This is a genomic window from Pseudomonas sp. E6002 (assembly GCF_013385565.1).
GTDB lineage: Bacteria > Pseudomonadota > Gammaproteobacteria > Pseudomonadales > Pseudomonadaceae > Aquipseudomonas.
Genome location: NZ_JACAPT010000009.1, coordinates 407,924 through 433,412, shown reverse-complemented (window position 1 = coordinate 433,412; position 25,489 = coordinate 407,924). Strand labels below are relative to the sequence as shown.

The 25,489-nt window shown below is 62.0% G+C and carries 28 protein-coding genes; 16 read left to right on the top strand and 12 right to left on the bottom strand.

Going from position 1 to position 25,489, the window contains the following annotated elements; translation table 11 throughout:
- Positions 1-92 precede the first annotated feature (92 nt).
- A complete protein-coding gene (gene sutA, locus HX815_RS08320) occupies positions 93-419 on the top strand; it encodes a transcriptional regulator SutA (RefSeq protein WP_003208791.1) in 327 nt (108 codons plus the stop codon).
- A 255-nt stretch (positions 420-674) separates the two neighbouring features.
- Here the strand turns inward: sutA and HX815_RS08315 are convergent, their stop codons facing one another.
- The 6 genes from HX815_RS08315 to HX815_RS08290 are packed head-to-tail and all read right to left on the bottom strand — an operon-like array spanning position 675 to position 5,255.
- A complete protein-coding gene (locus HX815_RS08315) occupies positions 675-1,373 on the bottom strand; it encodes an HAD family hydrolase (RefSeq protein WP_008439351.1) in 699 nt (232 codons plus the stop codon).
- Positions 1,370-2,269 carry a tyrosine recombinase XerC gene (gene xerC / locus HX815_RS08310; RefSeq protein ID WP_008439350.1) on the bottom strand — a complete coding sequence of 300 codons (900 nt, stop codon included), beginning with the start codon at positions 2,267-2,269 and terminating at the stop codon, positions 1,370-1,372. The genes HX815_RS08315 and xerC overlap by 4 nt, the downstream gene beginning before the upstream one ends.
- A gap of 2 nt (positions 2,270-2,271) precedes the next feature.
- A complete protein-coding gene (locus HX815_RS08305) occupies positions 2,272-2,988 on the bottom strand; it encodes a DUF484 family protein (RefSeq protein ID WP_003208796.1) in 717 nt (238 codons plus the stop codon).
- 13 nt (positions 2,989-3,001) lie between these two features.
- Positions 3,002-3,832, bottom strand: coding sequence for a diaminopimelate epimerase (gene dapF / locus HX815_RS08300; protein ID WP_008439347.1), 831 nt, complete (start codon positions 3,830-3,832; stop codon positions 3,002-3,004).
- 4 nt (positions 3,833-3,836) lie between these two features.
- Positions 3,837-5,084: a diaminopimelate decarboxylase gene (gene lysA, locus HX815_RS08295; protein WP_008439346.1), complete on the bottom strand. Its 1,248-nt coding sequence runs from the start codon at positions 5,082-5,084 to the stop codon at positions 3,837-3,839.
- A 9-nt stretch (positions 5,085-5,093) separates the two neighbouring features.
- Positions 5,094-5,255 carry a lipoprotein gene (locus HX815_RS08290; RefSeq protein WP_003208801.1) on the bottom strand — a complete coding sequence of 54 codons (162 nt, stop codon included), beginning with the start codon at positions 5,253-5,255 and terminating at the stop codon, positions 5,094-5,096.
- 239 nt (positions 5,256-5,494) lie between these two features.
- Between HX815_RS08290 and cyaY the strand changes: the two genes are divergently transcribed.
- From cyaY to rnk, 3 genes are all read left to right on the top strand, one after another.
- Entirely contained in the window at positions 5,495-5,827 is a 333-nt protein-coding gene (gene cyaY / locus HX815_RS08285) for an iron donor protein CyaY (protein ID WP_003208803.1), read from the top strand.
- Between the two features lie 2 nt (positions 5,828-5,829).
- Positions 5,830-6,042, top strand: a complete 213-nt coding sequence (locus HX815_RS08280; RefSeq protein WP_177028053.1) for a DUF1289 domain-containing protein — start codon at positions 5,830-5,832, stop codon at positions 6,040-6,042.
- A gap of 131 nt (positions 6,043-6,173) precedes the next feature.
- A complete protein-coding gene (gene rnk, locus HX815_RS08275; protein ID WP_003208808.1) occupies positions 6,174-6,584 on the top strand; it encodes a nucleoside diphosphate kinase regulator in 411 nt (136 codons plus the stop codon).
- Here rnk and HX815_RS08270 read toward each other — a convergent pair.
- The 3 genes from HX815_RS08270 to HX815_RS08260 all read right to left on the bottom strand — a co-directional run bounded on the left by HX815_RS08270 (position 6,581) and on the right by HX815_RS08260 (position 10,268).
- Entirely contained in the window at positions 6,581-9,418 is a 2,838-nt protein-coding gene (locus tag HX815_RS08270) for a class I adenylate cyclase (RefSeq protein ID WP_102370150.1), read from the bottom strand. The genes rnk and HX815_RS08270 overlap by 4 nt on opposite strands.
- Positions 9,419-9,586: 168 nt before the next feature.
- Entirely contained in the window at positions 9,587-9,835 is a 249-nt protein-coding gene (locus HX815_RS08265) for a TIGR02647 family protein (protein ID WP_003208812.1), read from the bottom strand.
- Between the two features lie 148 nt (positions 9,836-9,983).
- Complete coding sequence (locus tag HX815_RS08260; RefSeq protein WP_003208814.1) at positions 9,984-10,268, bottom strand: hypothetical protein; 285 nt, start codon at positions 10,266-10,268, stop codon at positions 9,984-9,986.
- A gap of 125 nt (positions 10,269-10,393) precedes the next feature.
- Between HX815_RS08260 and HX815_RS08255 the strand changes: the two genes are divergently transcribed.
- Positions 10,394-11,053 carry a glutathione S-transferase family protein gene (locus HX815_RS08255; protein ID WP_177028052.1) on the top strand — a complete coding sequence of 220 codons (660 nt, stop codon included), beginning with the start codon at positions 10,394-10,396 and terminating at the stop codon, positions 11,051-11,053.
- Positions 11,054-11,197: 144 nt separating this feature from the next.
- On the opposite strand, the gene argH is transcribed toward HX815_RS08255, so the two are convergent.
- Positions 11,198-12,592, bottom strand: a complete 1,395-nt coding sequence (gene argH, locus HX815_RS08250; RefSeq protein WP_008439335.1) for an argininosuccinate lyase — start codon at positions 12,590-12,592, stop codon at positions 11,198-11,200.
- A gap of 562 nt (positions 12,593-13,154) precedes the next feature.
- On the opposite strand from argH, the gene HX815_RS08245 reads away from it, so the two are divergent.
- The 7 genes from HX815_RS08245 to HX815_RS08220 all read left to right on the top strand — a co-directional run bounded on the left by HX815_RS08245 (position 13,155) and on the right by HX815_RS08220 (position 19,552).
- Complete coding sequence (locus HX815_RS08245) at positions 13,155-13,901, top strand: LytTR family DNA-binding domain-containing protein (RefSeq protein ID WP_003208820.1); 747 nt, start codon at positions 13,155-13,157, stop codon at positions 13,899-13,901.
- 138 nt (positions 13,902-14,039) lie between these two features.
- A complete protein-coding gene (gene hemC / locus HX815_RS08240; protein WP_008439333.1) occupies positions 14,040-14,981 on the top strand; it encodes a hydroxymethylbilane synthase in 942 nt (313 codons plus the stop codon).
- Entirely contained in the window at positions 14,978-15,745 is a 768-nt protein-coding gene (locus HX815_RS31570; protein WP_371135986.1) for a uroporphyrinogen-III synthase, read from the top strand. The genes hemC and HX815_RS31570 overlap by 4 nt, the downstream gene beginning before the upstream one ends.
- An 18-nt stretch (positions 15,746-15,763) precedes the next feature.
- Positions 15,764-16,882, top strand: coding sequence for a uroporphyrinogen-III C-methyltransferase (locus HX815_RS31565; protein WP_371135985.1), 1,119 nt, complete (start codon positions 15,764-15,766; stop codon positions 16,880-16,882).
- A gap of 5 nt (positions 16,883-16,887) precedes the next feature.
- Complete coding sequence (locus tag HX815_RS08230) at positions 16,888-18,129, top strand: heme biosynthesis protein HemY (RefSeq protein WP_177028051.1); 1,242 nt, start codon at positions 16,888-16,890, stop codon at positions 18,127-18,129.
- Positions 18,130-18,365: 236 nt separating this feature from the next.
- Entirely contained in the window at positions 18,366-18,887 is a 522-nt protein-coding gene (locus HX815_RS08225) for a disulfide bond formation protein B (RefSeq protein ID WP_102604071.1), read from the top strand.
- Between the two features lie 206 nt (positions 18,888-19,093).
- Positions 19,094-19,552 (top strand): Rsd/AlgQ family anti-sigma factor, encoded by a 459-nt coding sequence (locus HX815_RS08220; protein WP_003208832.1) that lies wholly within the window; start codon positions 19,094-19,096, stop codon positions 19,550-19,552.
- 53 nt (positions 19,553-19,605) lie between these two features.
- Here HX815_RS08220 and HX815_RS08215 read toward each other — a convergent pair whose 3' ends face one another.
- Entirely contained in the window at positions 19,606-20,271 is a 666-nt protein-coding gene (locus HX815_RS08215; RefSeq protein WP_003208833.1) for an FKBP-type peptidyl-prolyl cis-trans isomerase, read from the bottom strand.
- Positions 20,272-20,463: 192 nt separating this feature from the next.
- On the opposite strand from HX815_RS08215, the gene HX815_RS08210 reads away from it, so the two are divergent.
- Positions 20,464-21,639 (top strand): AlgP family protein, encoded by a 1,176-nt coding sequence (locus HX815_RS08210; protein WP_177028050.1) that lies wholly within the window; start codon positions 20,464-20,466, stop codon positions 21,637-21,639.
- On the opposite strand, the gene HX815_RS08205 is transcribed toward HX815_RS08210, so the two are convergent.
- Complete coding sequence (locus tag HX815_RS08205) at positions 21,636-22,097, bottom strand: TIGR02444 family protein (RefSeq protein ID WP_177028049.1); 462 nt, start codon at positions 22,095-22,097, stop codon at positions 21,636-21,638. The two genes, HX815_RS08210 and HX815_RS08205, sit on opposite strands and share 4 nt — an antisense overlap.
- A gap of 50 nt (positions 22,098-22,147) precedes the next feature.
- Here HX815_RS08205 and HX815_RS08200 point away from each other — a divergent pair, with 50 nt between their 5' ends.
- From HX815_RS08200 to HX815_RS08190, 3 genes are all read left to right on the top strand, one after another.
- On the top strand, positions 22,148-24,058 hold the full coding sequence (locus HX815_RS08200; protein WP_003208841.1) for an ATP-binding cassette domain-containing protein: 1,911 nt from the start codon (positions 22,148-22,150) through the stop codon (positions 24,056-24,058).
- Complete coding sequence (locus tag HX815_RS08195; RefSeq protein ID WP_008439307.1) at positions 24,058-24,621, top strand: mechanosensitive ion channel family protein; 564 nt, start codon at positions 24,058-24,060, stop codon at positions 24,619-24,621. Before HX815_RS08200 ends, HX815_RS08195 begins: the two co-directional genes overlap by 1 nt.
- A gap of 203 nt (positions 24,622-24,824) precedes the next feature.
- Complete coding sequence (locus HX815_RS08190; protein ID WP_003208844.1) at positions 24,825-25,457, top strand: LysE family transporter; 633 nt, start codon at positions 24,825-24,827, stop codon at positions 25,455-25,457.
- Positions 25,458-25,489 lie beyond the last annotated feature (32 nt).

The window sequence follows — 25,489 nt, the reverse complement described above, 5'->3', positions numbered from 1 at the left end:
ACCGGTGGATGTTGATTTTTTTCCGGCGGCCGTCGACAGGCGGCGAAGCTGGGCTATAACTAATCTGCTTTTCGCAAGTCATGAGGTAGAACATGAGCGACGATGATCTGGAAAACGACGACCTCGAAGTAGGCGACGACGACGAAACCGAGGAAGGTCTTGAGGCGGCTGCCGAAGACGTGGCTGACGACGACGGTGGCGACGATGCACCGGTCCCGGCAGCCAAGGGCAAGGCCAAGGCTGCAGTGTCGGTTGACGAGTTGCCGAGCGTAGAAGCCAAGAACAAAGAGCGCGATGCGCTGGCCCGGGCGATGGAAGAATTCCTCGCCAAAGGCGGCAAAGTGCAGGAAGTCGAGGCTAACGTGGTGGCAGATCCACCGAAGAAGCCGGATAACAAGTACGGCAGCCGGCCTATCTAAGGCCTGCTGTTTGCTTGCTGAAAAAGCCCGCCGTCGCTGCGGGCTTTTTCATGGGCGCTACAAAATGGTCAGGGCCAACACCCATCCAAGGATGAAGAGCGTGTGTGGCGAGGGAGCTTGCTCCCGTTGGGGCGCGAAGCGGCCCCTGGTTGGGTCGACGCGGTCTTTCAGAAAGGCCGTCGTGGCTGGTTCAGGGGCCGCTTCGCAGCCCAGCGGGAGCAAGCTCCCTCGCCACAAAAGCCCTTCATCATCAGGTTATGCATTCCAGCGGGCTAGCACGTCGGGTAGCTCGGTCAGGCTGCGAATCTCGGCATCCGGCAATTTCTCGGCCTCCCAGGCCTTGCCTGCCGGGTTGAACCACACCGCCCGCAGCCCCGCCTGCTGCGCACCGGCAATGTCATCCCCTGGATGGTCACCCACATGCACTGCCGCGCCCGGCGCTACGCCACCGCGCTGCAAGGCTTCCTGAAACAACCGCGCATCCGGCTTGGCAATACCAATGTCTTCAGCCCGGAGTGCAAAGTGGAAGTAGTCCGCCAACCCCACACGTTGCACATCGGCATTACCGTTGGTAATCACCCCCAGCAGATAGTCGCGGCGCAGTGCTTGCAGCATCGGTTCCGCTTCGGGGAATACGGTGAGTTGATGCCGGGCATGGATGAACGCTTCAAAGCACACATCCGCCATCTGCGCCGCTTCCGGCAGCGGGTACCCGGCTTCCTCGAAGGCGTATTGCAGCACCTTGTGACGCAACACGCTGATGCGATATTTCAGCTCGGGATGACGCTCCAGCACCTGCTGGCGCAGGCTGGCAAACTTCTCCAGGGGCAAGTCGCCCACCTTGGTGGCGTGGGTCGCCAGCCACTCGCGCATCGATGCCTCGGCGCTGATGATGACCGGCACGTTATCCCAGAGCGTATCGTCCAGGTCGAAGGTGATCAGCTTGATGCTCATGAGTCACTGCCCTTAATGCGTTTGGCCCGTGGATGGGCGCTGTCGTACACCGTTGCCAGGTGCTGGAAGTCCAGGTGGGTGTAGATCTGGGTGGTCTTGATGTCGGAGTGGCCCAGCAGTTCCTGCACCGCACGCAGGTCCTGGGAGGACTCCAGCAAGTGGCTGGCAAAGGAGTGCCGGAGCATGTGCGGGTGCAGGTTCTGCCCCAGCTCGCGCTCGCCGGCGGCCTTGACCCGCACTTGTATGGCCCGGGGCCCGAGGCGCCGGCCTTGCTGGCTGATAAACACCGCGTCGTCCGCCGGGTTGGCCAGGGCGCGCAGGGGCAGCCACAGCAGCAAGGCTTCGCGGGCCTTCTTGCCCACCGGTAATACGCGGGTCTTGCTGCCTTTGCCGAGCACCTGCACCAGGCCATCCGCCAGGTCCAGTTGATCGAGGTTAAGCCCGGTCAGCTCCGACAGGCGCAGGCCCGAGGAGTAGAAGAGTTCGAGGATTGCCTGGTCGCGATGGGCCAGGAAGTCGTCCTCCACGGCGCCATCGAGCAATTGCAGGGCGCGATCCGTGTCGAGGGTCTTGGGCAGGCGGCGTTCGCCCTTGGGCGGCGCCAGGCCGTTGGCCGGGTCGTGGTCGCACAGGCCTTCGCGGTTCAGGTAGTGATAGAGGCCGCGTACCGCCGACAGCAGGCGCGCCAGGCTGCGGGAGGATTGGCCTTGCTGGTGCAGGCGGGCGATCAGGCTGCGCAGACCCTGGATGTCCAGGGCCTTCCAGCTGCCGATGTGTTGTTTCTCGCAGAACGCCAGGACCTTGTTCAAGTCCCGCCGGTAGGCTTCCAGGGTATGCGGCGACACCTGGCGCTCGCTGCGCAGGTGAGCGCAGTAGGCGTCCAGTTGTCGTTCCATGGCTAGCGCACCGCGCGCAATGCGCTGGTGAAGCGTGGCAGGACGCGGCCCAGCACTTCGGCGATGTAGCTCAGGAACAGCGTGCCCACCGAGCTTTTGTAATGCTGCGGATCACGGCTGGCGATGGCCAGCACGCCATGCAAACCTTGATGACTGAGGGCAACCACGGCGGTGGAGCCGATCTGCTGGCGCTGCTCGGCGCCAAACAGGAAGTCCAGCTCATGCTCGCGCAAGGTGCCGCTGATGGTCTTGCCTTCGGACAGCAGGCCGCCAATCGCGGTCTGGGCATCGCTGCCGCTGACCCAGCGACCCACCGGCATCGGGTTGTCGCTGAACAGGATCAGGCTGACAAAGGGCACCTGGAAGTCCTGGCGCAGGCTGTCTTCGACGGCGATCACCGCTTCTTCCAGGCTGGCGGCGTCCATCAGGGTCAGGACCAGGCGGCGAGTCTTGTCGAACAGGCGGTCGTTGTCGCGGGCCACATCCATCAGCTGCGAGAGCCGATGGCGCATTTCGATATTGCGCTCGCGCAGGATCTTCATCTGCCGCTCCACCAGCGACACGGTATCGCCGCGCTGGTGGGGAATACGCAGGGCCGGCAGCAGTTCTTCGTGTTCGACGAAGAAGTCCGGGTTAGCCTCCAGATACGCCGCAACGGCTGCGGCCTCCAGACTTTCGCTTGGGGATGCTTGCGCGGGTACTTGAGGCTTATCAGTCATTAGATTTGCTCACTCATAGACGGACCTGTCCTTCGTAGACGCGGGTGGCCGGGCCGGTCATTTTCACCGGTTGGCCGGGGCCTGCCCATTCGATGGACAGGCGTCCGCCGGGCAGGTCGATCAGCAGTGGCGAATCCATCCACCCCTGGCTGATCGCGGCCACGGCAGCGGCGCAGGCGCCGGTACCGCAAGCCTGGGTTTCGCCGGCCCCGCGTTCCCAGACGCGCAACTGCGCACGGGAACGGTCGATGACCTGCAGGAAGCCCACATTGACCCGCGCGGGAAAGCGCGGGTGGTTTTCGATCTTCGGCCCCAGTTCATGCACCGGCGCGTTGTTGATGTCATCCACCCGCAGCACGGCATGGGGGTTGCCCATGGACACGGCAGCCAGGTTGACGGTCTTGCCGTCCACGTCCACCGGGTAGCTCAGGGCTTGCTCGGTGGCCTGGAACGGAATGTCCGCCGGCACCAGCCGTGGCGCGCCCATGTTGACGCCGATCTGGCCGTCGCTGCGAATATCCAGCTCGATGATGCCGCTTTTGGTCTCGACGCGAATCTGCCGCTTGGCGGTCAGGCGCTTGTCCAGGACAAAACGGGCGAAACAGCGGGCACCGTTGCCGCACTGTTCCACTTCGGAGCCATCGGAGTTGAAGATCCGGTAACGGAAATCCACTTCCGGGTTACTCGGCGCTTCCACCAGCAACAATTGGTCGAAGCCGACACCGGTGTGCCGGTCGCCCCACAGCTTGGCGTGCTTGGGCAGGATGTGCGCGTGCTGGCTGACCAGGTCGAGGACCATGAAGTCATTGCCCAGCCCGTGCATCTTGGTAAAACGCAGCAACATGACCTTACTCCGGCAGCAGGCTTTCGCCAGCAAACAACTCGGCTACCGTCTCGCGGCGACGCACTTCAAACGCTTGATCACCGTCCACCAGCACCTCGGCGGTACGCCCGCGGGTGTTGTAGTTGGAGCTCATGACAAACCCATAGGCACCGGCCGAATGCACGGCCAGCAGGTCGCCTTCTTCCAGGGCCAGCTGACGTTCCTTGGCCAGGAAGTCGCCGGTCTCGCAGATCGGGCCGACGATATCGTAGCTGCGGCCTTCGCCTGCGCGTGGCTTGACGGCCGTCACATTCATCCAGGCCTGGTACAGCGCCGGACGGATCAGGTCGTTCATCGCCGCGTCGACGATGGCGAAATCCTTGTGCTCGGTGTGCTTGAGGTACTCGACCTGGGTCAGCAGCAGGCCGGCGTTGGCGACGATGTAGCGGCCCGGCTCGAACATCAGCGTCAGGTCGCGGCCTTCGAGGCGCTCGCGCACGGCCTTGATGTAGTCGGACACCAGCGGCGGCTCTTCATCGCGATAACGCACACCCACGCCGCCACCGAGGTCGATGTGGTGCAGGTAGATGCCGCACTCGCCGAGGCGGTCGACCAGCGCCAGCAGGCGGTCGAGGGCGTCGAGGAACGGTGGCAGGCTGGTCAGTTGCGAGCCGATATGGCAGTCGACACCCAAGACTTCCAGGTTCGGCAACTGCGCGGCGCGGATGTACACGTCCTCGGCGTCGGCAATGGCGATGCCGAACTTGTTCTCTTTGAGACCGGTGGAAATGTACGGGTGAGTGCCGGCGTCGACGTCCGGGTTGACCCGCAGGGAGATCGGCGCGCGAACGCCCATCTCGGCGGCCACCACTTGCAGGCGCTCCAGCTCGTCGGTGGATTCGACGTTGAAGCAGTGCACGCCAACTTCCAGGGCGCGGCGCATGTCTTCGCGGCTCTTGCCGACACCGGAGAACACAATTTTGTCAGCCTTGCCGCCGGCGGCCAGTACACGCTCAAGCTCGCCCCGGGACACGATGTCGAAACCGGCGCCCAGGCGCGCCAGGACATTGAGTACACCCAGGTTGGAGTTGGCTTTTACGGCGAAGCACACCAGGCTCGGCGTGCCTTCCAGCGCATCGGCAAAGGAGCGGTATTGCGCTTCGATGTGGGCACGGGAGTACACGTAGGTCGGGGTACCAAAGCGCTCGGCGATGGCGGACAGCGCGACACCTTCCGCGAACAGCTCGCCGTCCCGGTAGTTAAAAGCGTCCATGATGTTCCCTTAGTAGGTGTCGTGCTTGTGCGCTTTGGTTTGCGACGATTGCGCCTGTTCATTCGGGTCTTTGCTGTCATCGGGCAGATACAGCGGGCCTTTTTGACCACAGGCACTAACGAGGCAAGCGACCGCGACGAGCGCAGCAAGGGAAGAGATCAGGCGCTTCATGGCGAAATCCTTGAATATGCATTAATTGCGCCCGAGTATACCGACCACCCGCCGGATTGCCTATGCGCCGAAATACCCGTCCGGCGGGGCTTTGCCGAGTTCGTCGCGATTGTGCTTACACCAATCGAGGATAATTCACACGGCTGTGGGTAATGAAATCGGTATCCTTTGCAATCATGATGGCGCGTCCGTATTGTGCGGCGCTTGAGCGAGACCAGACACTTTTCGAGGTTCCCACAATGAGTTTGACCGAAGCCCGTTTTCACGACCTGGTGGATGCGACCCAGCAAGCGCTGGAGGATATTTTCGACGACAGCGGTCTGGATGTGGACCTGGAGAACTCGGCCGGTGTGCTCACCGTCAAGTTTGAAAATGGCACCCAATTGATTTTCAGCCGCCAGGAGCCCCTGCGTCAGCTATGGCTGGCGGCGCGTTCCGGTGGTTTTCACTTCGATTACGATGAAGAAGAAAAACGCTGGACCCACGACACCACCGATGAGCTGCTGAGCGAAATGCTCGCGCGCCTCACCCAGGAACAAGCCGGCGTCGAGCTGGACTTCGACGAGATCTGATCGTGACGCAGCCCGTACGCCCGCCCAAGCCGCTGTTCAGCAATGTCAGCCCGGCGGTGCCGTCACCTTGTATCAGTTTATGTCGGCTGGATGAGCACAAAGTCTGCCTCGGTTGCTTCCGCCATGTGGAAGACATCCGCGAATGGCGCTCCGCCGACGATGCGCGACGCCGCGTGATCGTCGCCCAGGCCGAGCAGCGCAGGACCTGCGCCTGAGGCCGTCTTGTTTATTTATTGTGCTGTGGTAGTGTCCGGATACACCTCAACTCATCGAGGTCCGTGAGAACCCCGCCTTTTCCTGGCGGGGTTTTGCTTTTTTGTGCAGAAAAAAGGAGTCTGCCTGAATCATGACCGCACCTTCCATCATCCTCACCCGTCTTGACGTGCAGCGTCTTGAGCAACTGATCGACCGTGTCGGCGAGGCGTCGCCGGGCGTTGAAGCCCTGCAACACGAACTCGACCGCGCCGAAGAAGTGGTTGGCCACGATGAAGTGCCTGCATCTGTCGTGACCATGAACTCCAGCGTGCATTGCCGTGAACAAGGCAGTGGCAAGGACTATCACCTGACCCTGGTCTACCCCAAGGACGCGAACGCCGACGAAGGCAAAATCTCGATCCTGGCGCCGGTGGGCAGTGCATTGCTGGGCCTGCAAGTCGGCCAGCACATCGACTGGCCAGCACCGGGTGGCAAGACCCTCAAGCTTGAATTGCTCGGCGTCGAAGGCCAGCCGAAAGACGGTGGCGCCTTTCCTCTCTAAACCTGGTTCAGCGCTTCATTGAGCGCCAGTTCCAGATCAGCCTTGTAGCGCAGGTACAGATTGCTCGGGCTTTGAACATCACCGAGCAGGCCGGACAGGTCCAGATCGGTGATGTAGCAGCGGTAACGCTCGGCTTCCCGGCGTTGCCCGACGATTTGCTGGGCGACCACCGCAAACAGTTGGTCGCCAAATTCCAGCTCGGAAAACTCCCGTTGATTGCAGTACAAGGTGATCCCCACCTGGCCCGGTGCTGCCTTGCCGATAATCGCCTGCACGTCGTAGAACGGCTTGTTGGCCGGGGTTTGCGGCGCTGGGCGCGGTTCGGCCCGCCGTGCACGGCCGCTGCCTGACGGCAACAGCTGGTAATACAGGATTTGCACCGCGCCGAAGGGCTGTTGCGGATCCAGCGGCAGCAGCGCGTCGCGGCGATAAATGATCGACTGCAGGAAGCGCTGCAACGGCACCAACAGGCTTTGCTCGTCGTGGAACGGCAGGTGTTGCTGCCAGAGCGCGTTGAACTCATCCAGCACGTACAGCTCGGCAACTCCGTCGTTGATCCGGTAGAACACCTGCACACAGTCGGGCAGGCCCATGGGCAGCAGCAGCGCCAGGTCGTGGTCTTCCAGGGCCATGGTGTCCAGGTGCAGCGGGCTGTAGCTGGCCAGTTCCTCACTGAGGTAGGCGATCAGCGCGTCCTGGGTCGCCAGTGACACATGGTTGGCCTGGCCGGGTGTCAGTTCCATCACGTGGTAGTGCTGCTGCACCTGCACCAGGTAGCGGTGGTTTTCCTGGCCCAGCAGCAGGTTTTGCGCGGTGTCGAAGATTTCCTCCACGCGCTGGGCAATGAACTGCGCGCGGTTGTGGCAGAAACAGCGCACCCGCAAGCGCGGCAAGTGATTGGGCGGTAGCTGATTGAGGTAGTCGCGCAGGCAGTCGAGCAGCGCGTGGGGGCCGTCATAGCGGCTGACCATCACCTCGTTCCAACTGTTGAGCGTGACCTGGTCCAGGGTCAGCACCAGGTTTTCCCGTACGCCCGCGTAACTCAGGGAGTCAGTGCGCTCGGTGGTCATCAGGATGTTCAAGTCCCGGTGATGCTTGAGCGGGTCGACGCCGACGTTGATCAGCAGCAGCACTTCCTCGGGCACTGCCGAGCGCAGCAGGCGGTCTTCATCGACGCTGGCCAGGGGCAGGACGACAGTTTGTTGCAGGCTGCCCAGCAGGTTGAACAGCTCGAATTCGGTCATGTCACTGCTGCCAGGATGCAGCGCCAGGCGGGTACTGCTGTCGATCACGCCGTTGCGGTGGCACCAGGTGAGCATTTCCAGCAAATCGCGGCTGCGCTTGATCGGCGCGAAGTGCTCCCATTCCAGGGCGGTCAGGCTGCCGTTGTACAAGCCCCAATGATGCTGGCCGGGCTCTTTGCGGTTGGGCGACTGCACCAGGGTCAGGGTGTCTTCGGCAAGGTCGGGCGCAATGCCGGGGTTGATGAATTCGACCTTGCCGGCCTTGCGCTCGAAGGCAGCGTACAGGCGCCGGCCCAGCACATTGAGGTCGCGCTTGTTGATCAGGCTGACGGTCTGTTCGGTGCGGGCAAACTGGGTCAGGAAGCGATAGCTGTAGTTCAGCTCGTTGACCAGCGCCCGGCGTTCGGAGGCCACCTGGCGGACTTTCCATTGGCTGCGGCTGTCCAGCAGGGCCAGTTGGCGCTGGTCCCAACCCCATTCGCTGGCCAGGCGCTCCAGCAGCAAACGCTGCCACCCGGTGCGCTGGCCCGCGCTGAGCTTGCGGTTGACCTTCAGGTACAGGCTGCGCCGCACCAGTTCCAGGCGTTCCGGCTCATTACGGGCCTTGAGGTACTCCTCGATCCGGCGGTAGACGACGATGTACGGGTCCAGTTCGTCCAGGTCCAGCTGATTGGCAAACACAGCGCGCTTGAAGCGCAGGCTCAGGCACTGCACCTTCGGGTGCTCGCTGGCGTAGACCTCGGTCAGCAGGAGTTTCAGTACTGATTTGTAGGGCGATTCGATGCCCTTGAACAACTGCCACAAGCCGGCACCGATAAATTCACCCGGCGGGATGTGCGCCAGGTGGCCCAGGTCGAGGGTTTCATCGGCGCGAATAAAGCGTTTGGAAATCAGCGCGTGGGTGAAGTCGGCGTAGCGGGTTTCTTCGTACACCGGCACCAGCCACCAGATCGGCGTGCGCCCGGCCAGCCAGATGGCGGTGCGGTAGAACTCGTCCAGCAGCAGGTAATGCTGGCTGGTGCCGCAGTCTTCTGAACTCAGTTGGCTGTCGCGCTCGCCCTGGATAAACCGCGTCGGCTCGATCAGGAAGAAGTGCGCCTCGGCGCCCATGCTCAGGGCCCAGGTTTCGAGCAGTTGGCATTTCTTGCGCAACTCGGCCAGCTCGTTCTCGCTGAGATCGGCCGCATGGCAGACCCACACGTCCATATCACTTTGATCGGCCTGGGCCAGGGTTCCCAGGCTGCCCATCAGGAACAGGCCGTGAATCGGCCGCGGTGGGTTGCCGTGGCGGGGCTTGTAGGAAAACGTGCGGGTCAGGCGCTGGGCCTCGGCCAAGGCTTGCGCGTCGGGTTCAAAATTCGACAGGCCGGCCGGCGTGCTGCCCGACACATAGCCCGGCAACAGCGGGTGATTCACGTGGAAAAACAGCGGCAGCAGGGTCAACACGCTTTGCTGGCGTGGCGTCAGTCCTTCGACGGCCCGGGCCATGCGGCCTTCGTTCAGGGCCAGAAACCGCGCGCGTAACTGGGCCAGCACCTTGCGGTCGATGCCTTCGTCCAGGTCGGGGCGGATTTCGTGGGTGCGGGTCATGTCGAACTCGGTGGCTCGCAGGGCCCGACGTGGGCGGCCGTGTGGGAGTTTACAGCCAGTAGCGTAGGAGGTTTAGAGGGAATTTGTTTTTGACGCCGGAATTTTATCCCGGGCGCGGGAATGCCCGCGGAATCCGTGAAGAGAGGATCCCGTGGGCGATACGAGGTGTCAGGCGGCTTCTTTGGCGGTCGTCAGAATAGTCAGCAGGCTTTGTGCGTGTTCGGCAGCGTCCCGGCCGAGGCTGGTGAGGTAACCACCGTCTGGCTGGTCGATCAGGTCTTTATCAAACAGGCGCCGGGCGGCGGCAATGGCAGTGGGAGCGGCAGTCTGATGAACTTTCAGACCTTCCTGGGAGCTGCCCAGGTTGAAGAGTGCAAGGATTTCCAGTTCGGCAACCAACTCAGGGGTATACGACATAAGGACTCCAGACTTTCTAGGAATTTTTAGACGTTAGCAGCCATAAGGTGAACGCACTTGGGCGAGCTGTCCAGTCGGAACTCATGCGGTGTTGATGTGGGGCAGGATTGTGGCCAGCAAGAGTTTGCTGGCCAGCGCGGTGTGAGGCTTATTGCTTCTCGGGCGGCAGCTCCGGCAGCGCACGCAACGCAGTTTCATACCATTCGGTATTGAAGGCGCGATCTTCTTCGAGCAGCGCGTCAATTTCGATGGCGAGGACGTGGGCCATCATTTGCAGGATGTCTTCGCGCTCGTAGCCCACCAGGGTCAGCTTGTTGAACGTGGCCTTGGCGGCGGGCGGGTTGTCGCTTTCGATCTGGTTTTCGATCGCTTCAATCAAGGTGGTCTCGGCGAACTCTTCTTCGTCGTTGTCGATATCGGTTGGCTCGCTCATGGCAGGCTCCTGGAGGAAAGGGCGCCAGTCTACCCCCATTCACTCGGCTGATGCTGCTGGCCAGGCGCGGCCTCCCGATCTATAACCACTGCTGCCAACCCCGTACACGGCCTGGAGGCTTTGTGATGCTCAAGCTTTATGGATTTTCGGTCAGCAACTACTACAACATGGTCAAACTGGCGCTGCTGGAGAAAGGGCTGCCCTTCGAAGAGGTGCCGTTCTACGCAGGCCAGACCCCTGAAGCCTTGGCCGTGAGCCCCCGGGGCAAGGTGCCGGTGCTGGGTGTCGAGCAAGGGTTTATCAACGAAACCAGCGTGATCCTCGAATACCTCGAACAGACCCAGGGCGGACGATCGCTGCTGCCGAGCGAGCCGTTCCAGCGCGCCCAGGTGCTGGCGTTGTGCAGGGAAATCGAGCTGTACATCGAGTTGCCGGCCCGGGCGTGTTTTGCCGAGGCGTTTTTCGGAATGCCGGTGCCGGAGGCGATCAAGGAAAAGTCCAGGGCGGAGTTATTGCTGGGGATCGCATCGCTGGGGCGGCACGGGAAGTTTGCGCCGTATGTGGCAGGAGACAGCTTCACGATTGCGGATTTGTATGTTGTGTACAGCGTGGACCTGGCCTGTGCCGTGGCCGGGAAGCTGTTCGGGCTGGATCTGTTGGCTGAGTTGCCGAAGGCCAAGGCGTTGCTGGAGCGCTTGCAGGCGCTGCCTAATGCCCAGCGGGTGGCGGCGGACAAGGAAGCGGCGATGCCGGCGTTTATGGCGATGGTTGCTGCGAAGAAATAAAGACTGCTTTTGTGGCGAGGGAGCTTGCTCCCGATGGGCAGCGGAGCGGCCCCAAAATGGGACTGCTGCGCAGTCCAACGGGAGCAAGCTCCCTCGCCACAGGTTCAGTGTTTGCCCTTGTTTGCAGGGGTACTTACCTTTGGGTTAGCGGCTGGCGAGCAATGCCTGGCCGCGAACCACGGCAGCCTTCACCTGCGCCGGCGCAGTCCCGCCGACATGGTTACGGGCATTCACCGAGCCTTCCAGGGTCAGCACCGCAAACACGTCCTGCTCGATCTGGTCGCTGAACTGGCGCAGTTCTTCCAGGCTCATTTCCGCCAGGTCCTTGCCGGTGTCCACGCCGTACTTCACGGCATGCCCGACGATCTCGTGGCAGTCGCGGAACGGCAGGCCACGGCGTACCAGGTAGTCCGCCAGGTCTGTGGCGGTGGAGAAACCGCGCAGGGCCGCTTCACGCATGATGGCGTGCTTGGGCTTGATCGCCGGGATCATGTCGGCAAAGGCTCGCAGCGAGTCGCGCAGGGTATCGGCGGCGTCGAATAGCGGTTCCTTGTCTTCCTGGTTGTCCTTGTTGTAGGCCAGCGGTTGGCCTTTCATCAGGGTCAACAGGCCCATCAGCGCACCGAATACACGGCCGCTCTTGCCGCGTACCAGCTCCGGCACGTCGGGGTTTTTCTTTTGCGGCATGATCGAGCTGCCGGTGCAGAAGCGGTCCGGCAGGTCAATGAACTGGAATTGCGCGCTGGTCCACAGCACCAGCTCTTCGGAGAAGCGCGACAAGTGCATCATCGCAATGCTGGCCGCGGCGCAGAATTCGATGGCGAAGTCACGGTCCGACACGCCGTCCAGGGAGTTGCCGCCCACAGCGTCGAAACCCAGCAGCTGCGCGGTGTATTCGCGGTCGATCGGGTAGGTGGTGCCAGCCAGTGCAGCGCTGCCCAGAGGCATGCGGTTGGCGCGCTTGCGGCAGTCCACCAGGCGCTCGTAGTCTCGGCTGAGCATTTCGAACCAGGCCAGCAGGTGGTGGCCGAAGGTCACAGGCTGTGCGGTCTGCAGGTGGGTGAAGCCGGGCATGATGGTGCCGGATTCACGCTCTGCCTGCTCCAGCAGGCCTTTTTGCAGGCGGGTGATTTCTGCCAGGATCAGGTCGATCTCGTCCCGCAGCCACAGGCGGATATCGGTAGCCACCTGGTCGTTACGGCTGCGACCGGTGTGCAGTTTCTTGCCGGTCACACCGATGCGGTCGGTGAGGCGGGCCTCGATGTTCATGTGCACGTCTTCCAGGTCGACGCGCCAGTCGAAGGTGCCGGCTTCGATCTCGCCACGGATGGTGGTCAGGCCGTCGATGATGCTGTCGCGCTCGGCGTCGGTCAGCACGCCGACCTTGGCCAGCATCGTGGCGTGGGCGATCGAGCCCATGATGTCGTGGCGGTAGAGGCGCTGGTCGAAAGTGACGGAGGCGGTGAAGCGCGCGACGAAGGCGTCGACGGGTTCACTGAAGCGGCCGCCCCAGGACTGGTTGGTCTTGTCGGTGCTCATGGATTCGCTCGTGATCTGCTGGAAAGAGGGCATGAAAGTGTGGCGCCGATAATAACAGGGTTGCCCCCGGAGGCGACGATGCCGGGGCGGGGCATTTTTATTTGTTTCCAAGATGGCTAAGTGCCTTGCCCCCGGACTCGCGCAGGACGAGACTGGAGCCAGGACCGATCGGGGGGGAAACTTGCGGTCCTTGGTCAAACAAAGCGTGTTTATTGAAACGATATTTGACGATTGAGCAATATCGTCTTCGCCAGCGTCTACAGTTGCACTGATAGAGCTTCGCGCTGACAGAAGGTGCACTGCACCAATGCCGGGCGATGAGGTCGAACTCCAGGCTATCCATTAGAGAGGGGGTGTTCGTATTGTGTATCAGCAAACCCTACGACGATGCCCGAAGGCAGCAGGCTTTGGGCGCGATTGAACAGGTCCGGGTAAATATTGGTGCCACTCTCGGGGCACTTTTTGCCGCTCGCGCTAGTCTTAGCGTGGATCGCCGTGACGGAAGTCACCGCACCTGTCTACGCTATCCTTGTGCGAGACTCACGCAGGAATCCAGCGCAATATGAATGTCCTGATCGTTGATGACGAACCCCAAGCCCGCGAGCGACTGAGCCGTTTGGTCAGTGAACTCGAGGGTTACAATGTCCTTGAGCCGAGCGCCACCAGTGGCGAGGAAGCCTTGGCCCTTATTGACAGCCTCAAGCCGGACGTCGTGTTGCTCGACATCCGCATGCCGGGCCTTGATGGCTTGCAGGTGGCTGCCCGCCTGAGCGAGCGAGAATCGCCGCCTTCGGTGGTGCTGTGCGCCTCCCAGGATGAGTTCTCTTCCGAGGCCCTGGATGCCAGCGGCGCCAGTTTCCTGGTCAAGCCGATCAATGCCGATGCGTTGCTTCGCGCCTTGAAAAAGGCCGAGCGTCCCAATCGTGTCCAACTGGCAGCCTTGACCCAGCCCGCAGCCCAGGGCGGCAATGGGCCACGCAGCCATATCAGCGCCCGTACCCGCAAGGGCATCGAGTTGATTCCCCTGGACCAGGTGGTCTACTTCATCGCCGATCACAAGTACGTGACCTTGCGTCACGAGGCCGGTGAAGTGCTGCTCGATGAGCCACTCAAGGCGTTGGAAGATGAATTTGGCGACCGCTTTGTGCGCATCCACCGCAATGCGCTGGTGGCACGGGAGCGCATCGAGCGCCTGCAGCGCACGCCGCTTGGGCACTTTCAGCTGTTCCTGAAGGGCCTCAACGGTGACGCCCTGATCGTCAGCCGGCGCCATGTCGCCGGTGTGCGCAAGATGATGCAGCAGCTTTAGCCCGAGGGCTGACGCGAGCTTCACCGCCCATATCCCGGTGCGACGCGGCCAGGGAGGCCCCGCACTTGCTGATTCAAATCAAAGCGCATTTGCCTGAGCTGTTATTATCTGCCGTATCTATTCAGTACGGATTGATCCATGTCCTCTCGCGAAATCCGCATCGCCACCCGTAAAAGCGCCCTGGCCTTATGGCAGGCCGAATACGTCAAAGCACGCCTTGAGCAGGCTCATCCTGGCCTGAAGGTGTCCCTGGTGCCCATGGTCAGTCGCGGCGACAAGCTGCTTGATTCGCCATTGTCGAAAATCGGCGGCAAGGGCCTGTTCGTCAAGGAGCTGGAAACCGCGCTGCTGGAGAACGAAGCCGACATCGCCGTGCATTCTATGAAAGATGTGCCCATGGACTTCCCCGAAGGCCTGGGCCTTTTTTGCATCTGCGAGCGCGAAGACCCCCGCGATGCCTTCGTTTCCAATACCTATGCCTCCCTGGATGAGCTGCCGCTGGGCAGCGTCGTCGGCACCTCCAGCCTGCGTCGCCAGGCGCAGTTGCTGACCCGCCGCCCGGACTTGCAAATCCGCTTCCTGCGGGGCAACGTCAATACTCGCCTGGCCAAGCTCGACGCCGGTGAATATGACGCGATCATTCTCGCGGCAGCCGGCTTGATCCGCTTGGGCTTTGAAGACCGCATCACCTCGGCCATCAGCGTCGAAGACAGCTTGCCGGCCGGCGGGCAGGGCGCTGTGGGCATTGAATGCCGCACCGCCGACAGCGAAATTCATGCGCTGCTCAAGCCGCTGGATCACCAGGACACCGAAATTCGCGTCACCGCCGAACGTGCCCTGAACAAGCACCTCAACGGTGGCTGCCAGGTGCCGATCGCCTGTTACGCCGTGCTTGAGGGCGAAAACCTCTGGCTGCGTGGCCTGGTGGGCGACCCGAGTGGTGGGTTGTTGCTCACCGCAGAGATTCGCGGGCCGCAAAGCGAGGCCACCAGCCTGGGTATCAAGGTCGCCGAGGAGCTGCTGGAAAAAGGCGCCGGTGCCATTCTGCAAGCGGTGTACGGCGAGGCCGGGCCGCAGTGATGCAATGGCGTGTGCTGCTGACGCGGCCTGCCGAGGAGTCGGCGGCCCTGGCGGCGACGTTATCCGAAGAAGGTGTTTTCAGCAGCAGCCTGCCGTTGCTGGAGATTGAAGCGCTGCCTGTCACGCCTGAACAACAGACTGTTTTTCGCGAGCTGGACCGCTATTGCGCGGTGATCGTGGTGAGCAAGCCGGCCGCGCGCCTGGGCTTGCAGTTGTTGGCTCAACACTGGCCGCAACCGCCGGCGTTACCGTGGTTCAGTGTCGGCGCTGCTACGGCGCAGGTGTTGGCCGAGCATGGCCTTGATGTCAGTTATCCCCACGACGGCGACGACAGTGAAGCCTTGCTTGAACTGGTCGCCTTGCGCGAGGCTATCTCGAAGCCCGGCGCCCGGGTGCTGATCCTGCGGGGCGAGGGCGGGCGGGAGCTGCTGGCTGAGCGTTTACGCGAGCAAGGTGCTAGTGTCGACTATCTGGAGTTGTATCGCCGTTTCCTGCCGGACTACGACCGTGCAACGCTGACCCAGCGCATAAACGTGGAACGCTTGAACGGCGTGGTGGTCAGCAGTGGGCAGGGTTTTTTACACCTGCAGGCGCTGGCCGGTACAGATTGGCCCCAGGTGGCACAGCTGCCGTTGTTCGTGCCCAGCCCGCGAGTCGCCGAGATGGCGCGTGCCGCTGGCGCGCAAGAAGTTGTGGATTGTCGTGGCGCCAGTGCCGCGGCTTTGTTAGTGGCGTTACGGAGTGTTTCCGTTCCCACTCTCTAATACGCAAAGGATGGATACGTGAGCGAAACAGCCTTGCCTAAAGATGAAGCTCAGCCCGCGCTTGATGCGCCGGTTGAGACACCGGTCACCAGCGCCCCGCGCCGTGGCAACGGCCTGGCCATCGTGGCCTTGTTGCTCGGCGCCGCCGGCGTTGCCGCCGGTGGCTGGGGGATCTGGCAGGTCCGCGCACTGCAGGCGAGCAGCCAGCAACAGCTGGGCCAAGTGCAAACCCTGGACGACCAATCCCAGAGCCTCAAGCAGAGCCAGCAGCAGCTGTCGGCCCGTCTGGGGCAACTGCCCGGCGCCGATGAGCTGGAAGAGCGTCGCCGGCTGGTGGCGCAATTGCAGGGTGATCAACAACGCCTGAGCCAGCGCCTGGAAACCGTGCTGGGGGCCAGCCGCCAGGACTGGCGCCTGGCCGAGGCCGAGCACTTGATCCGCCTGGCCAGCCTGCGTCTTTCCGCCTTGCAGGACATCAACAGTGCCCAGGCACTGGTCCAGGGCGCTGACGAAATCCTCCGCGAACAAAGTGACCCTGGCTCCTACGCCGCCCGTGAGCAGTTGGCCAAGAGTCTCGCCGCGTTGCGCAATATCGAACAGCCGGACCGTACCGGGCTGTACCTGCAACTGGCGGCATTGCGCGATCAGGTCGTGCAGTTGGCGGCCATCGCGCCGGAATACCAACTCCCTGAAGCGGCCAATGATGGGCGTCCGACCACCGACACGGACAGCCGTTGGAGTCAGTGGTGGGCGCAGATCTCGCGGTATTTCCGCATCGACTTCAATCCTGATGACAACATTCGTCCGCTCTTGGCAGGGCAAGGCCTGAACCAGGTGCGCCTGGCCCTGAGCCTTGCACTTGAGCAGGCGCAATGGGCGGCGCTCAACGGCGAGCCGGCGGTGTACAGCCGATCCCTGGGCGAGGCTCGCAGCGTGTTGCAGGACAACTTCAATCAAGACAACCCGCAAAGCAAAGCCATGCTGGCCCGTATTGCCGAGCTTGAGCCCAAGGCCGTCTCAGTGGTCACGCCGGACCTGGCCGCTAGCCTGGCTGCCGTGCAGGCTTACCTTGACCGTCGCCACCTGTCTGCCGAGGAAGCCAAGGCTTCCGCTGGCAAGCCGGCGACCCAGGAGTAAAGCCGATGAAGCGCTTCTATGTGATCCTGGTGCTGGCGATTGCGATCGGCCTGGCACTGGCCGTGGGCATTTCGAAACATACCGGCTACGTGCTGATTACCTATCCCCATGTGCTGCATTACGAGTCCGGGCTGTGGTCGACGCTGGTGGCGTTGTTTGCCATCGGCCTGGTGATCTATTTGGCCAGGGTGCTGCTGGGCCTGGTGCTGACCTCGGGTGGCGTGGTCAATCCGTGGTCGCGGCGCAACCGCAGCCGTCGGGTCCAGGTTGCCATCGAGCAGGGCCAGATGGACCTCGCCGAAGGGCGCTGGGCCAGTGCCGAGCGCCACTTGCACCGTGCGGCCGAAGCCGAACGCCAGCCATTGCTCTACTACCTCGGCGCGGCCCGTGCGGCCAACGAACAGGGCCGTTATGAGGAAGCGGATGGCCTGCTGGAACGCGCGCTTGAGCGCCAGCCCCAGGCCGAACTCGCGGTAGCCTTGAGTCATGCGCAGTTGCAGATGGACCGCGGTGACACCGATGGCGCCCTGGTCACCCTGCAGGCCATGCATGAGCGTCATCCGCATAACGTCCAGGTATTGCGCCAACTGCAGCGGCTGTATCAACAGCGTGGCGATTGGTCTTCGGTAATCCGGCTGTTGCCGGAGTTGCGCAAGGACAAGGTGTTGCCGCCTGCCGAGTTGGCCGACCTGGAGCGACGCGCCTGGGGCGAGAACCTGACCCTGGCTGCCCAGCGCGAAGAGCAGGGCGAGGCCGGGCAGCAATCCCTGGAGCTGGCCTGGCAACAACTGACTTCGGCCCAGCGCCAGGAGCCGCAACTGGTGCTGGCGTACGCCGAACAACTGCGCCAGTTGGGCGCGGACGCCAAGGCCGAAGAAGTGCTGCGCGGTGCCCTCAAGCGCGAGTACGACAGTCATCTGATCCGGCTCTACGGGCTGCTGCGTGGCAGCGATCCGGCGAAGCAGTTGAAGTTCGCCGAAGGCTGGCTCAAGGACCATCCAGGCGATGCCAGCCTGCTGCTGACCCTGGGGCGCCTGTGCCTGCAAAACAGCTTGTGGGGCAAGGCGCGGGATTACCTTGAAAGCAGCCTTCAGGTGCAGCGCAACCCTGAGGCCTGCGCCGAGCTGGCACGCCTGCTGGCACAGTTGGGCGACACCGAGCGCAGCAACCAGTTGTTCCAGGAAGGCCTGGGCTTGCTGGACAAGCGTTTGCTGGCGTCACCGCTGCCGGTACCGGCACGGGTTTGAAGTAGGAAACAGAGTAAGGGTTGCCTCAGAATTGTCTGGTGGCCAACCCTTCAATAACGCCAATAGCTGTAGTCAATACGGCTTGTAGTAAACTCCTACGTAGACGCGCGTTTAATCGCTCGCCTTCTGACGGGATATCCCTACGCTCTCGCGGAATCGTCTGCTCTGGCGCGTATTGAAAGGGGTAAGGTCTTTCCTCTACCGTAACTACCTATCTCTTGCGTTGCGGATAAACAATGTCTTTGGCCCCCTCACGCTCCCTGTTCCTCCTGGCGTTCCTGGCTGGTGCGCTGACGCTGGGCGCGTCCTTTTACCTGGAATACGCCGCGTTTTTGCGGCCTTGTTTCCTGTGCCAGGTGCAACGAATTCTTGTGGCTGCCTTCACGCTGATCAATCTCGTGGCGGCGATTCATGGGCCGAAGCGGTCCGGGATCTACCTGTATTGGGCGGCGAGCATGGGGTGTGCAGTGCTGGGCGCCATTACCGCCGTACGCCAGGTGCTGCTGCAAAATACGCCGCCGGAACAGTTGCCTGCCTGTTGGCCCGGCCTTCAGTCCATGATCGAGAACCTGTCGCTGAGAGAGACGTTGGCCTTGATCTTCAAGGGCACCGTTGACTGCGTGGAAATCAACTGGACGCTGTTCGACTTGAGTATTCCCGAGTGGAGCCTGCTGTTCTTCGTGGCGATGCTGATCCTTGGCATCGCGCAGTTCTCGCGGTTGCTGCTGAGCCAGCGTTTTGGCCTTGCACGGCACTGACAGGTAACCGCAGGTTGTAGGAAGGGATTAAACACTTGTATGAACTTTCTCTCCTGCGTACCTTGATGACATAGTCGTGCGGGCATAATCTGGCCCGCACGCGTTATTGAAACAGACTGTTCGATGCACCTTTGCCCGGTTGCCGCTTTAACCTTGAAGTGTTGCGCGGGCAGCGTGCGGCGCCCCTATAGGGAAGAGAGATCATCATGCTGGAACGTTGTCAGAATGCTCAGGAACGCTGGGGTGGGGTGCACAAACTGATCGATGGTTGGTTGAAAGCGCGTCACGAACTGGTTCGGGCCTTTGATGCTCTCGGTGCCAAGCCCGAAGCGCTCAGCGAGAACCGCAAGCCGTTGCAGGAATTCTGCGGCGTATTGGTGGACTACGTATCGGCGGGGCACTTCGGTATCTACGAGCAGTTGACCAGAGAGGCCGAGGCTTTCGACGATCAACGTGGCCTCGATTTGGCGGAGACGATTTACCCGCGCATCGATGTCATCACCGAGAAGCTGCTGGCGTTCAACGACCTGTGTGATGCCGGCCAGTGCGTTGCAGAAAAATTCAAAGAGCTGGGTGGTTTGCTTCACGAGCGTTTCGAGCTGGAAGATTGCCTGATCGAAGTGCTGCACAACGCTCACAAGGAAGAGTTGACGGCTAAGGCCTGACTCCCCCCGACACAAGAAAACGGTGCGCATTGCGCACCGTTTTTCGTTTGGGCTCAGGCGCCCGCCTTGAGCAATTCGATCTCGAATACCAGCGGCGTATAAGGCGGGATCAGTTCGCCTGCGCCATCAGCGCCATAGGCTTGGTCGGATGGAATCACCAGGCGCCACTTCGCGCCCACCGGCATCTGTTGCAACGCACTGCGCCAGCCATTGATCACACTGTCCAGGCGAAACCACTGAGGTTGTGTGCTCTTGTCGAAGACGGTCCCGTCGGGTAACCGCCCAACATAATTCACTTGCACGCGATCATCGGCCGCCGGTTTCTTCCCGCTGCCAGGGGTCAGTTCGGTCAGCAGGATGCCGTCTGCCAATTCACGCACACCACTTTTGGATTTTTCACTGGCTAAAAATTGTTGCTCGGCAGCGAGTGCCTTTTCACTTTGTGGTGCTCGATTGTCCGGCGCGTTTTGTGCTTCGTGCTGGGCAAGGATCTGTTCGATGCGTGTGTCGTCCAGGGCCAGTGGCTTACCTTGATAGGCCTGTTTGAGTCCGTCGATCAGCGCCTCTACCTGCAACCCAGGCATCTCCTGGCGCAGGCGCTCACCCAGGCTCGCGCCCAGGCTGTAGGCCAGGTCGTGGTCATCTTTGGAGGGGGATTTCTCGCTTGCGTTGGCCACGCAAAGCACCACGCTCAACACTAAAAAAAGGTAACGCGACATGGGCGTTCTCCAGCCGAAAGTGCGATGGATTATGCCAGTGTGAATGCTTAAAAAGTGGCGTGGATTTTCGTTATATCAATAAGAATTTTCGTGCGGTGCAACGCAAGCCAATCGATACTGTCAACATGCCCTAGCGGCGGTAAGAGCAGAGGGCTAGTATGAGCCGCACCCACGTCAGCCAGGAGGTAAACCATGTCGGCCAAACAGAAGCCTGTAAATACCCCGTTGCATTTGCTCCAACAACTTTCGGGCAGCCTGCTCGAACATTTGGAAAGCGCCTGTTCACAAGCCTTGGCTGATGCTGAGAAGTTGCTCGCCAAGCTTGAAAAACAACGCGGCAAAGCTCAGGAAAAACTGCACAAATCCCGCACCAAACTGCAAGGCGCAGCGACCGCTGGCAAAGCCAAGGCACAAGCCAAGGCCAAGGACGCCGTCAAAGAACTTGAGGACTTGCTCGACGCCCTCAAGGATCGTCAATCCGAAACCCGCACCTACATTTCCCAACTCAAGCGTGATGCTTCCGAGAGCCTGAAATTGGCCCAGGGTGTTGGTCGTGTGAAGGAAGCTGTAGGCAAAGTGCTGAGCACCCGTGCTCCGGCTAAGGCCGTTGCAGCCAGCGCAGCGAAGAAGCCAGCCAGCAAAGCAGTCGCCGCCAAGGCACCTGCGAAAGCTGCGGCCAAGCCTGCGGCAAAAGCACCGGCTAAATCGGCTGCCAAACCAGCGGCTAAAACTGCTGCTGCAAAACCAGCTGCAAAACCAGCTGCTAAAACCGCTGCTGCAAAACCAGCTGCCAAACCAGCCGCTAAAACCGCTGCTGCAAAACCAGCTGCCAAGCCAGCTGCTAAAACTGCTGCTGCGAAACCAGCTGCCAAGCCAGCCGCTAAAACTGCTGCTGCGAAACCAGCTGCCAAGCCAGCTGCTAAAACTGCTGCTAAAACTGCTGCTGCGAAACCAGCCGCGAAGCCAGCCGCGAAGCCAGCTGCTAAAACCGCTGCTGCGAAACCAGCTGCGAAGCCAGCCGCTAAACCCGCTGCCGCGAAGCCAGCCGCTAAACCTGCTGCTGCAAAACCAGCTGCCAAGCCAGCCGCTAAACCTGCTGCTGCAAAACCAGCCGCGAAGCCGGCCGCTAAACCTGCTACTGCGAAACCAGCTGCCAAGCCGGCCGCCAAACCTGCTGCTGCGAAACCAGCTGCCAAGCCGGCCGCCAAACCTGCTGCTGCCAAGCCAGCACCAGCCAAACCAGCTACTCCAGCTGCAAAGCCTGCGACCCCGGCTGCACCTGCTGCCAGCACCACAGCGCCAACCGCTCCGGCCAGCAGCACGCCTGCACCGGCAGCGCCAAGCGTCACCCCAACCAGCGCTTCCTAAGTGCCGGTAACCGCGGCGCGCAGCTGATGCAGCGTGTCGTGGTCAAGGTTGGCGGCTTCGGCCGCCAGTCCTTCAACCCATGCTTGATGATTCACCTCGGCCATCGGCCAACGCTGCGCCACACCTTCCAGGCGTGATAGCAGCAGCCTTTCTGCATCCAATTCCAAAGCCTTGACCCGCTCCCGTAACGCTCCCAGCTCAGCATCCTGCTGCGCCATGGCCCGCCATCGCGTGCGTACTTGCCGCAGCGGTTCAACCACCTCCGCCTGCCACGGCCCGGCGATCTGCCGCAGTGCCTGCAAGCGCGACGTTTCCGGCGCCACACCCCGCTGCTCCAGCCACAACCCGCACAACACCAGGCACACATCAGCCCCTTGCGCCTGCAAGCGCAGGCACGCGTCCTCGACGCCCGGGCGGGCGTAGGTCGAGAGGGCAAAGCTCCACAGGTCAGCGCACATATTCACACCCAAGCCAGCGGCCAACGAAGCTGGTAGACTCCGCCGCCATTATGATCCGACTTCAAAGCCTAACATTACAGCGTGGCCCGCAACGTCTTCTCGAAGACGCCGAGCTGACCCTGCACGCCGGTCACAAAGCCGGCCTGATCGGTGCCAACGGCGCCGGCAAATCCACGTTGTTCGCCTTGCTGCTGGGTGAGCTGACTCCCGACTCCGGGGATTGTCTGCTGCCGGCCGACTGGCGCATCGCCCATATGCGCCAGGAGATCGACACCCTCGACCGCATTGCGATCGACTACGTGCTCGATGGCGACCTGCGCCTGCGCCAGGTGCAACACGACCTCGCCGAGGCCGAGAAAGCCCAGGACGGCGCCGCACAGGCCCGCCTGCACTCGGAACTGGACAGCGCCGACGGCTACACCGCCGACGCGCGTGCGCGCAAGATGCTTGCCGGCCTTGGCTTTACCAACGAACAGATGGACCGCCCGGTCGCCGACTTCTCCGGTGGCTGGCGCATGCGCCTGAACCTGGCCCAGGCGCTGATGTGCCCCTCGGACCTGTTGCTGCTCGATGAACCGACCAACCACCTGGACCTCGATGCGATCCTGTGGCTGGAAGACTTCCTGAAAAGCTACCCGGGCACCTTGCTGCTGATTTCCCACGACCGGGATTTCCTCGACGCCGTGGTGGACAACATTGCCCACGTCGACCAGAAGAAAATCACCCTGTACCGCGGCGGCTACAGCGCCTTCGAACGCGCCCGTGCCGAACGCCTGGCCCAGCAACAGCAGGCCTACGAGAAGCAGCAGGCGCAGCGCGCGCACATGGAAAGCTATATTGCCCGGTTCAAGGCCCAGGCCACCAAGGCCCGTCAGGCCCAGAGCCGGATCAAGGCCCTGGAGCGCATGGAAGAACTGTCGGCGGCCCACGTCGATTCACCGTTCGACTTTGTGTTCCGCGAATCGGTGAAAATCTCCAGCCCGCTGCTGGACCTTTCCGATGCCCGCCTGGGCTATGGCGACAAGACCATCCTCGAGAAGGTCAAGTTGCAGCTCACCCCTGGCGCGCGGATCGGCCTGCTCGGCCCCAATGGCGCGGGCAAGTCGACCTTGATCAAAAACCTCTCGGGCGAATTGCAGCCTTTGGCCGGCCGCCTGGTGCGCGGTGAGAACCTGGTGGTGGGCTACTTCGCCCAGCACCAACTGGACTCCCTCGACGCCAAGGCCAGCCCGCTGCTGCACCTGCAGCGCCTGGCGCCGACCGAACGCGAACAGACCCTGCGGGACTTCCTCGGTGGTTTCGACTTCCGTGGTGCGCGCATCGACGAGCCGGTGCTGAATTTCTCCGGTGGCGAAAAGGCCCGCCTGGCCCTGGCCCTGATCGCCTGGGACCGGCCAAACCTGTTGCTGCTCGACGAACCGACCAACCACCTCGACCTGGAAATGCGCCTGGCGTTGACCATGGCCCTGCAGGAATTCAGCGGCGCGGTACTGGTGGTGTCTCACGATCGCCACCTGCTCAAGAGCACCACGGATAACTTCCTGCTGGTGGCTGACGGCAAGGTCGAGGAATTCGACGGCGACCTGGAAGACTATGCCCGTTGGCTGTCGGACTACCGCCTGCGCAACGCGCCGGTCAGCAACACGCCGGTCAACCCGGACAAGACCGACAAGAAGGCCCAGCGCCAGGCCGCGGCTGCATTGCGTCAGCAACTGGCCCCGCACAAGCGTGAAGCGGACAAGCTGGAAGCCGAATTGGGCAAGATCCACGAGAAGCTGGCGAAGATCGAAACCAGCCTGGGTGACAGCGCCGTCTACGAGCCGGCCCGCAAGGATGAATTGCGCGACCTGCTGGCCGAACAGGCCAAGCTCAAGGTACGTGAAGCGCAGTTGGAAGAGACCTGGATGGAAGCCCTCGAACTGCTGGAATCCTTGCAAGCGGAGCTGGAGGCGCTGTCCTGATGGAAGCGCTGCAACTGCCGCTGCCGGCCCAATGGATCGCGCCGATCTGGGTGGCCGTACAGATTCTGCTGATCCTGCTGGCCGGCTATCTCGCCCAGCGTTTCGTCGCCAAATGCCTGAACCGCCTGGGGGAACGTTATCCGTTCCCGCCGCAGTTGCTGATGCCGCTGCGCGGCGGCCTGCGCTGGCTGATCATGGGCAGCGCGCTGATCTTCGTGCTGGAGCGCCTGGGCGTCTCTGCCACGGTGTTGTGGACGGCGTTGTCGGGTTTTGTGGCGGTGGCTGCGGTCGCGTTCTTCGCCATGTGGTCGGTGTTGTCCAACCTGCTGTGCGCCATCCTGATCTTCACCGTCGGGCCGTTCCGCCTGGGCGATGTGGTCGAGTTGGTGGACACCGTCGACAAGCCCGGCGTCAAAGGCCGGGTGGTGGCGATCAACCTGCTCTACACCACGCTGATCGAAGTGGAAGAGGCCGGAACCGGCAGTGTCATGGTGCAAGTGCCCAACAGCCTGTTCTTCCAGCGCTCGGTGCGCCGTTGGCGCGGCAGCGACGTGCTGCCTTAACCTGTGGCGAGGGAGCTTGCTCCCGCTGTGCTGCGTAGCAGCCCCAAAAAAAGCCGGGAGCGCTACGCACTCCAGCGGGAGCAAGCTCCCTCGCCACAGCAAGCCCCCTCGCCACAAAGGCGCACCCCAAAATTTTTCTAGCCATTTCTCAGCCGGCAGCGTTAGTTTAGAAACATTCAGCAAACTAAGCTCTGAGGTGTGTAATGGCGCTCGACACATGGCTGGCCTTTTTCCTGGCCAGTTGGATCATCAGTCTTTCCCCTGGCGCCGGTGCCATTGCGTCGATGTCCAGCGGCCTGCAATACGGTTTCCTGCGCGGTTACTGGAACGCCCTGGGCCTGCAATTGGGCCTGGCGATGCAGATTGCCGTGGTCGCCGGTGGCCTGGGGGCGATTCTTGCCGCATCCTCCACCGCGTTTTATGCGATCAAATGGTTTGGCGTAGCGTACCTGGTGTACCTGGCCATCAAGCAATGGCGCGCGCTGCCAACCGACCTGAGCGATGACGCGGCGATTCGCCCGATCGGCAAGCCGATGGCGATGATGTTCCGCGGGTTCCTGGTCAACGCCAGCAACCCCAAGGCCCTGGTGTTCATGCTGGCGGTGCTGCCGCAGTTCGTGAACCCGCAGGCGCCGCTGCTGAACCAATACCTGATCCTGGGTGCGACAATGATCTGCGTGGACATGATCGTGATGGCCGGCTACACCGGGCTGGCGTCGAAAGTGTTGCGCCTGTTGCGCACACCAAAGCAGCAGAAACGCATGAACCGTACGTTTGCTGGCTTGTTCGTTGGGGCGGCGGGGTTCCTGGCCAGCTTGCATCGCGCAACGGCTTAACTGACGAAACCGGATCAAAAATGTGGGAGCGG

Coding starts and splice junctions, on each gene's coding strand:
- sutA (WP_003208791.1), top strand. CDS start 93: ATGAGCGACGATGATCTGGAAAACGACGACCTCGAAGTAGGCGACGAC.
- HX815_RS08315 (WP_008439351.1), bottom strand. CDS start 1,373: ATGAGCATCAAGCTGATCACCTTCGACCTGGACGATACGCTCTGGGAT.
- xerC (WP_008439350.1), bottom strand. CDS start 2,269: ATGGAACGACAACTGGACGCCTACTGCGCTCACCTGCGCAGCGAGCGC.
- HX815_RS08305 (WP_003208796.1), bottom strand. CDS start 2,988: ATGACTGATAAGCCTCAAGTACCCGCGCAAGCATCCCCAAGCGAAAGT.
- dapF (WP_008439347.1), bottom strand. CDS start 3,832: ATGTTGCTGCGTTTTACCAAGATGCACGGGCTGGGCAATGACTTCATG.
- lysA (WP_008439346.1), bottom strand. CDS start 5,084: ATGGACGCTTTTAACTACCGGGACGGCGAGCTGTTCGCGGAAGGTGTC.
- HX815_RS08290 (WP_003208801.1), bottom strand. CDS start 5,255: ATGAAGCGCCTGATCTCTTCCCTTGCTGCGCTCGTCGCGGTCGCTTGC.
- cyaY (WP_003208803.1), top strand. CDS start 5,495: ATGAGTTTGACCGAAGCCCGTTTTCACGACCTGGTGGATGCGACCCAG.
- rnk (WP_003208808.1), top strand. CDS start 6,174: ATGACCGCACCTTCCATCATCCTCACCCGTCTTGACGTGCAGCGTCTT.
- HX815_RS08270 (WP_102370150.1), bottom strand. CDS start 9,418: ATGACCCGCACCCACGAAATCCGCCCCGACCTGGACGAAGGCATCGAC.
- HX815_RS08265 (WP_003208812.1), bottom strand. CDS start 9,835: ATGTCGTATACCCCTGAGTTGGTTGCCGAACTGGAAATCCTTGCACTC.
- HX815_RS08260 (WP_003208814.1), bottom strand. CDS start 10,268: ATGAGCGAGCCAACCGATATCGACAACGACGAAGAAGAGTTCGCCGAG.
- HX815_RS08255 (WP_177028052.1), top strand. CDS start 10,394: ATGCTCAAGCTTTATGGATTTTCGGTCAGCAACTACTACAACATGGTC.
- argH (WP_008439335.1), bottom strand. CDS start 12,592: ATGAGCACCGACAAGACCAACCAGTCCTGGGGCGGCCGCTTCAGTGAA.
- HX815_RS08245 (WP_003208820.1), top strand. CDS start 13,155: ATGAATGTCCTGATCGTTGATGACGAACCCCAAGCCCGCGAGCGACTG.
- hemC (WP_008439333.1), top strand. CDS start 14,040: ATGTCCTCTCGCGAAATCCGCATCGCCACCCGTAAAAGCGCCCTGGCC.
- HX815_RS08230 (WP_177028051.1), top strand. CDS start 16,888: ATGAAGCGCTTCTATGTGATCCTGGTGCTGGCGATTGCGATCGGCCTG.
- HX815_RS08225 (WP_102604071.1), top strand. CDS start 18,366: ATGTCTTTGGCCCCCTCACGCTCCCTGTTCCTCCTGGCGTTCCTGGCT.
- HX815_RS08220 (WP_003208832.1), top strand. CDS start 19,094: ATGCTGGAACGTTGTCAGAATGCTCAGGAACGCTGGGGTGGGGTGCAC.
- HX815_RS08215 (WP_003208833.1), bottom strand. CDS start 20,271: ATGTCGCGTTACCTTTTTTTAGTGTTGAGCGTGGTGCTTTGCGTGGCC.
- HX815_RS08210 (WP_177028050.1), top strand. CDS start 20,464: ATGTCGGCCAAACAGAAGCCTGTAAATACCCCGTTGCATTTGCTCCAA.
- HX815_RS08205 (WP_177028049.1), bottom strand. CDS start 22,097: ATGTGCGCTGACCTGTGGAGCTTTGCCCTCTCGACCTACGCCCGCCCG.
- HX815_RS08200 (WP_003208841.1), top strand. CDS start 22,148: ATGATCCGACTTCAAAGCCTAACATTACAGCGTGGCCCGCAACGTCTT.
- HX815_RS08195 (WP_008439307.1), top strand. CDS start 24,058: ATGGAAGCGCTGCAACTGCCGCTGCCGGCCCAATGGATCGCGCCGATC.
- HX815_RS08190 (WP_003208844.1), top strand. CDS start 24,825: ATGGCGCTCGACACATGGCTGGCCTTTTTCCTGGCCAGTTGGATCATC.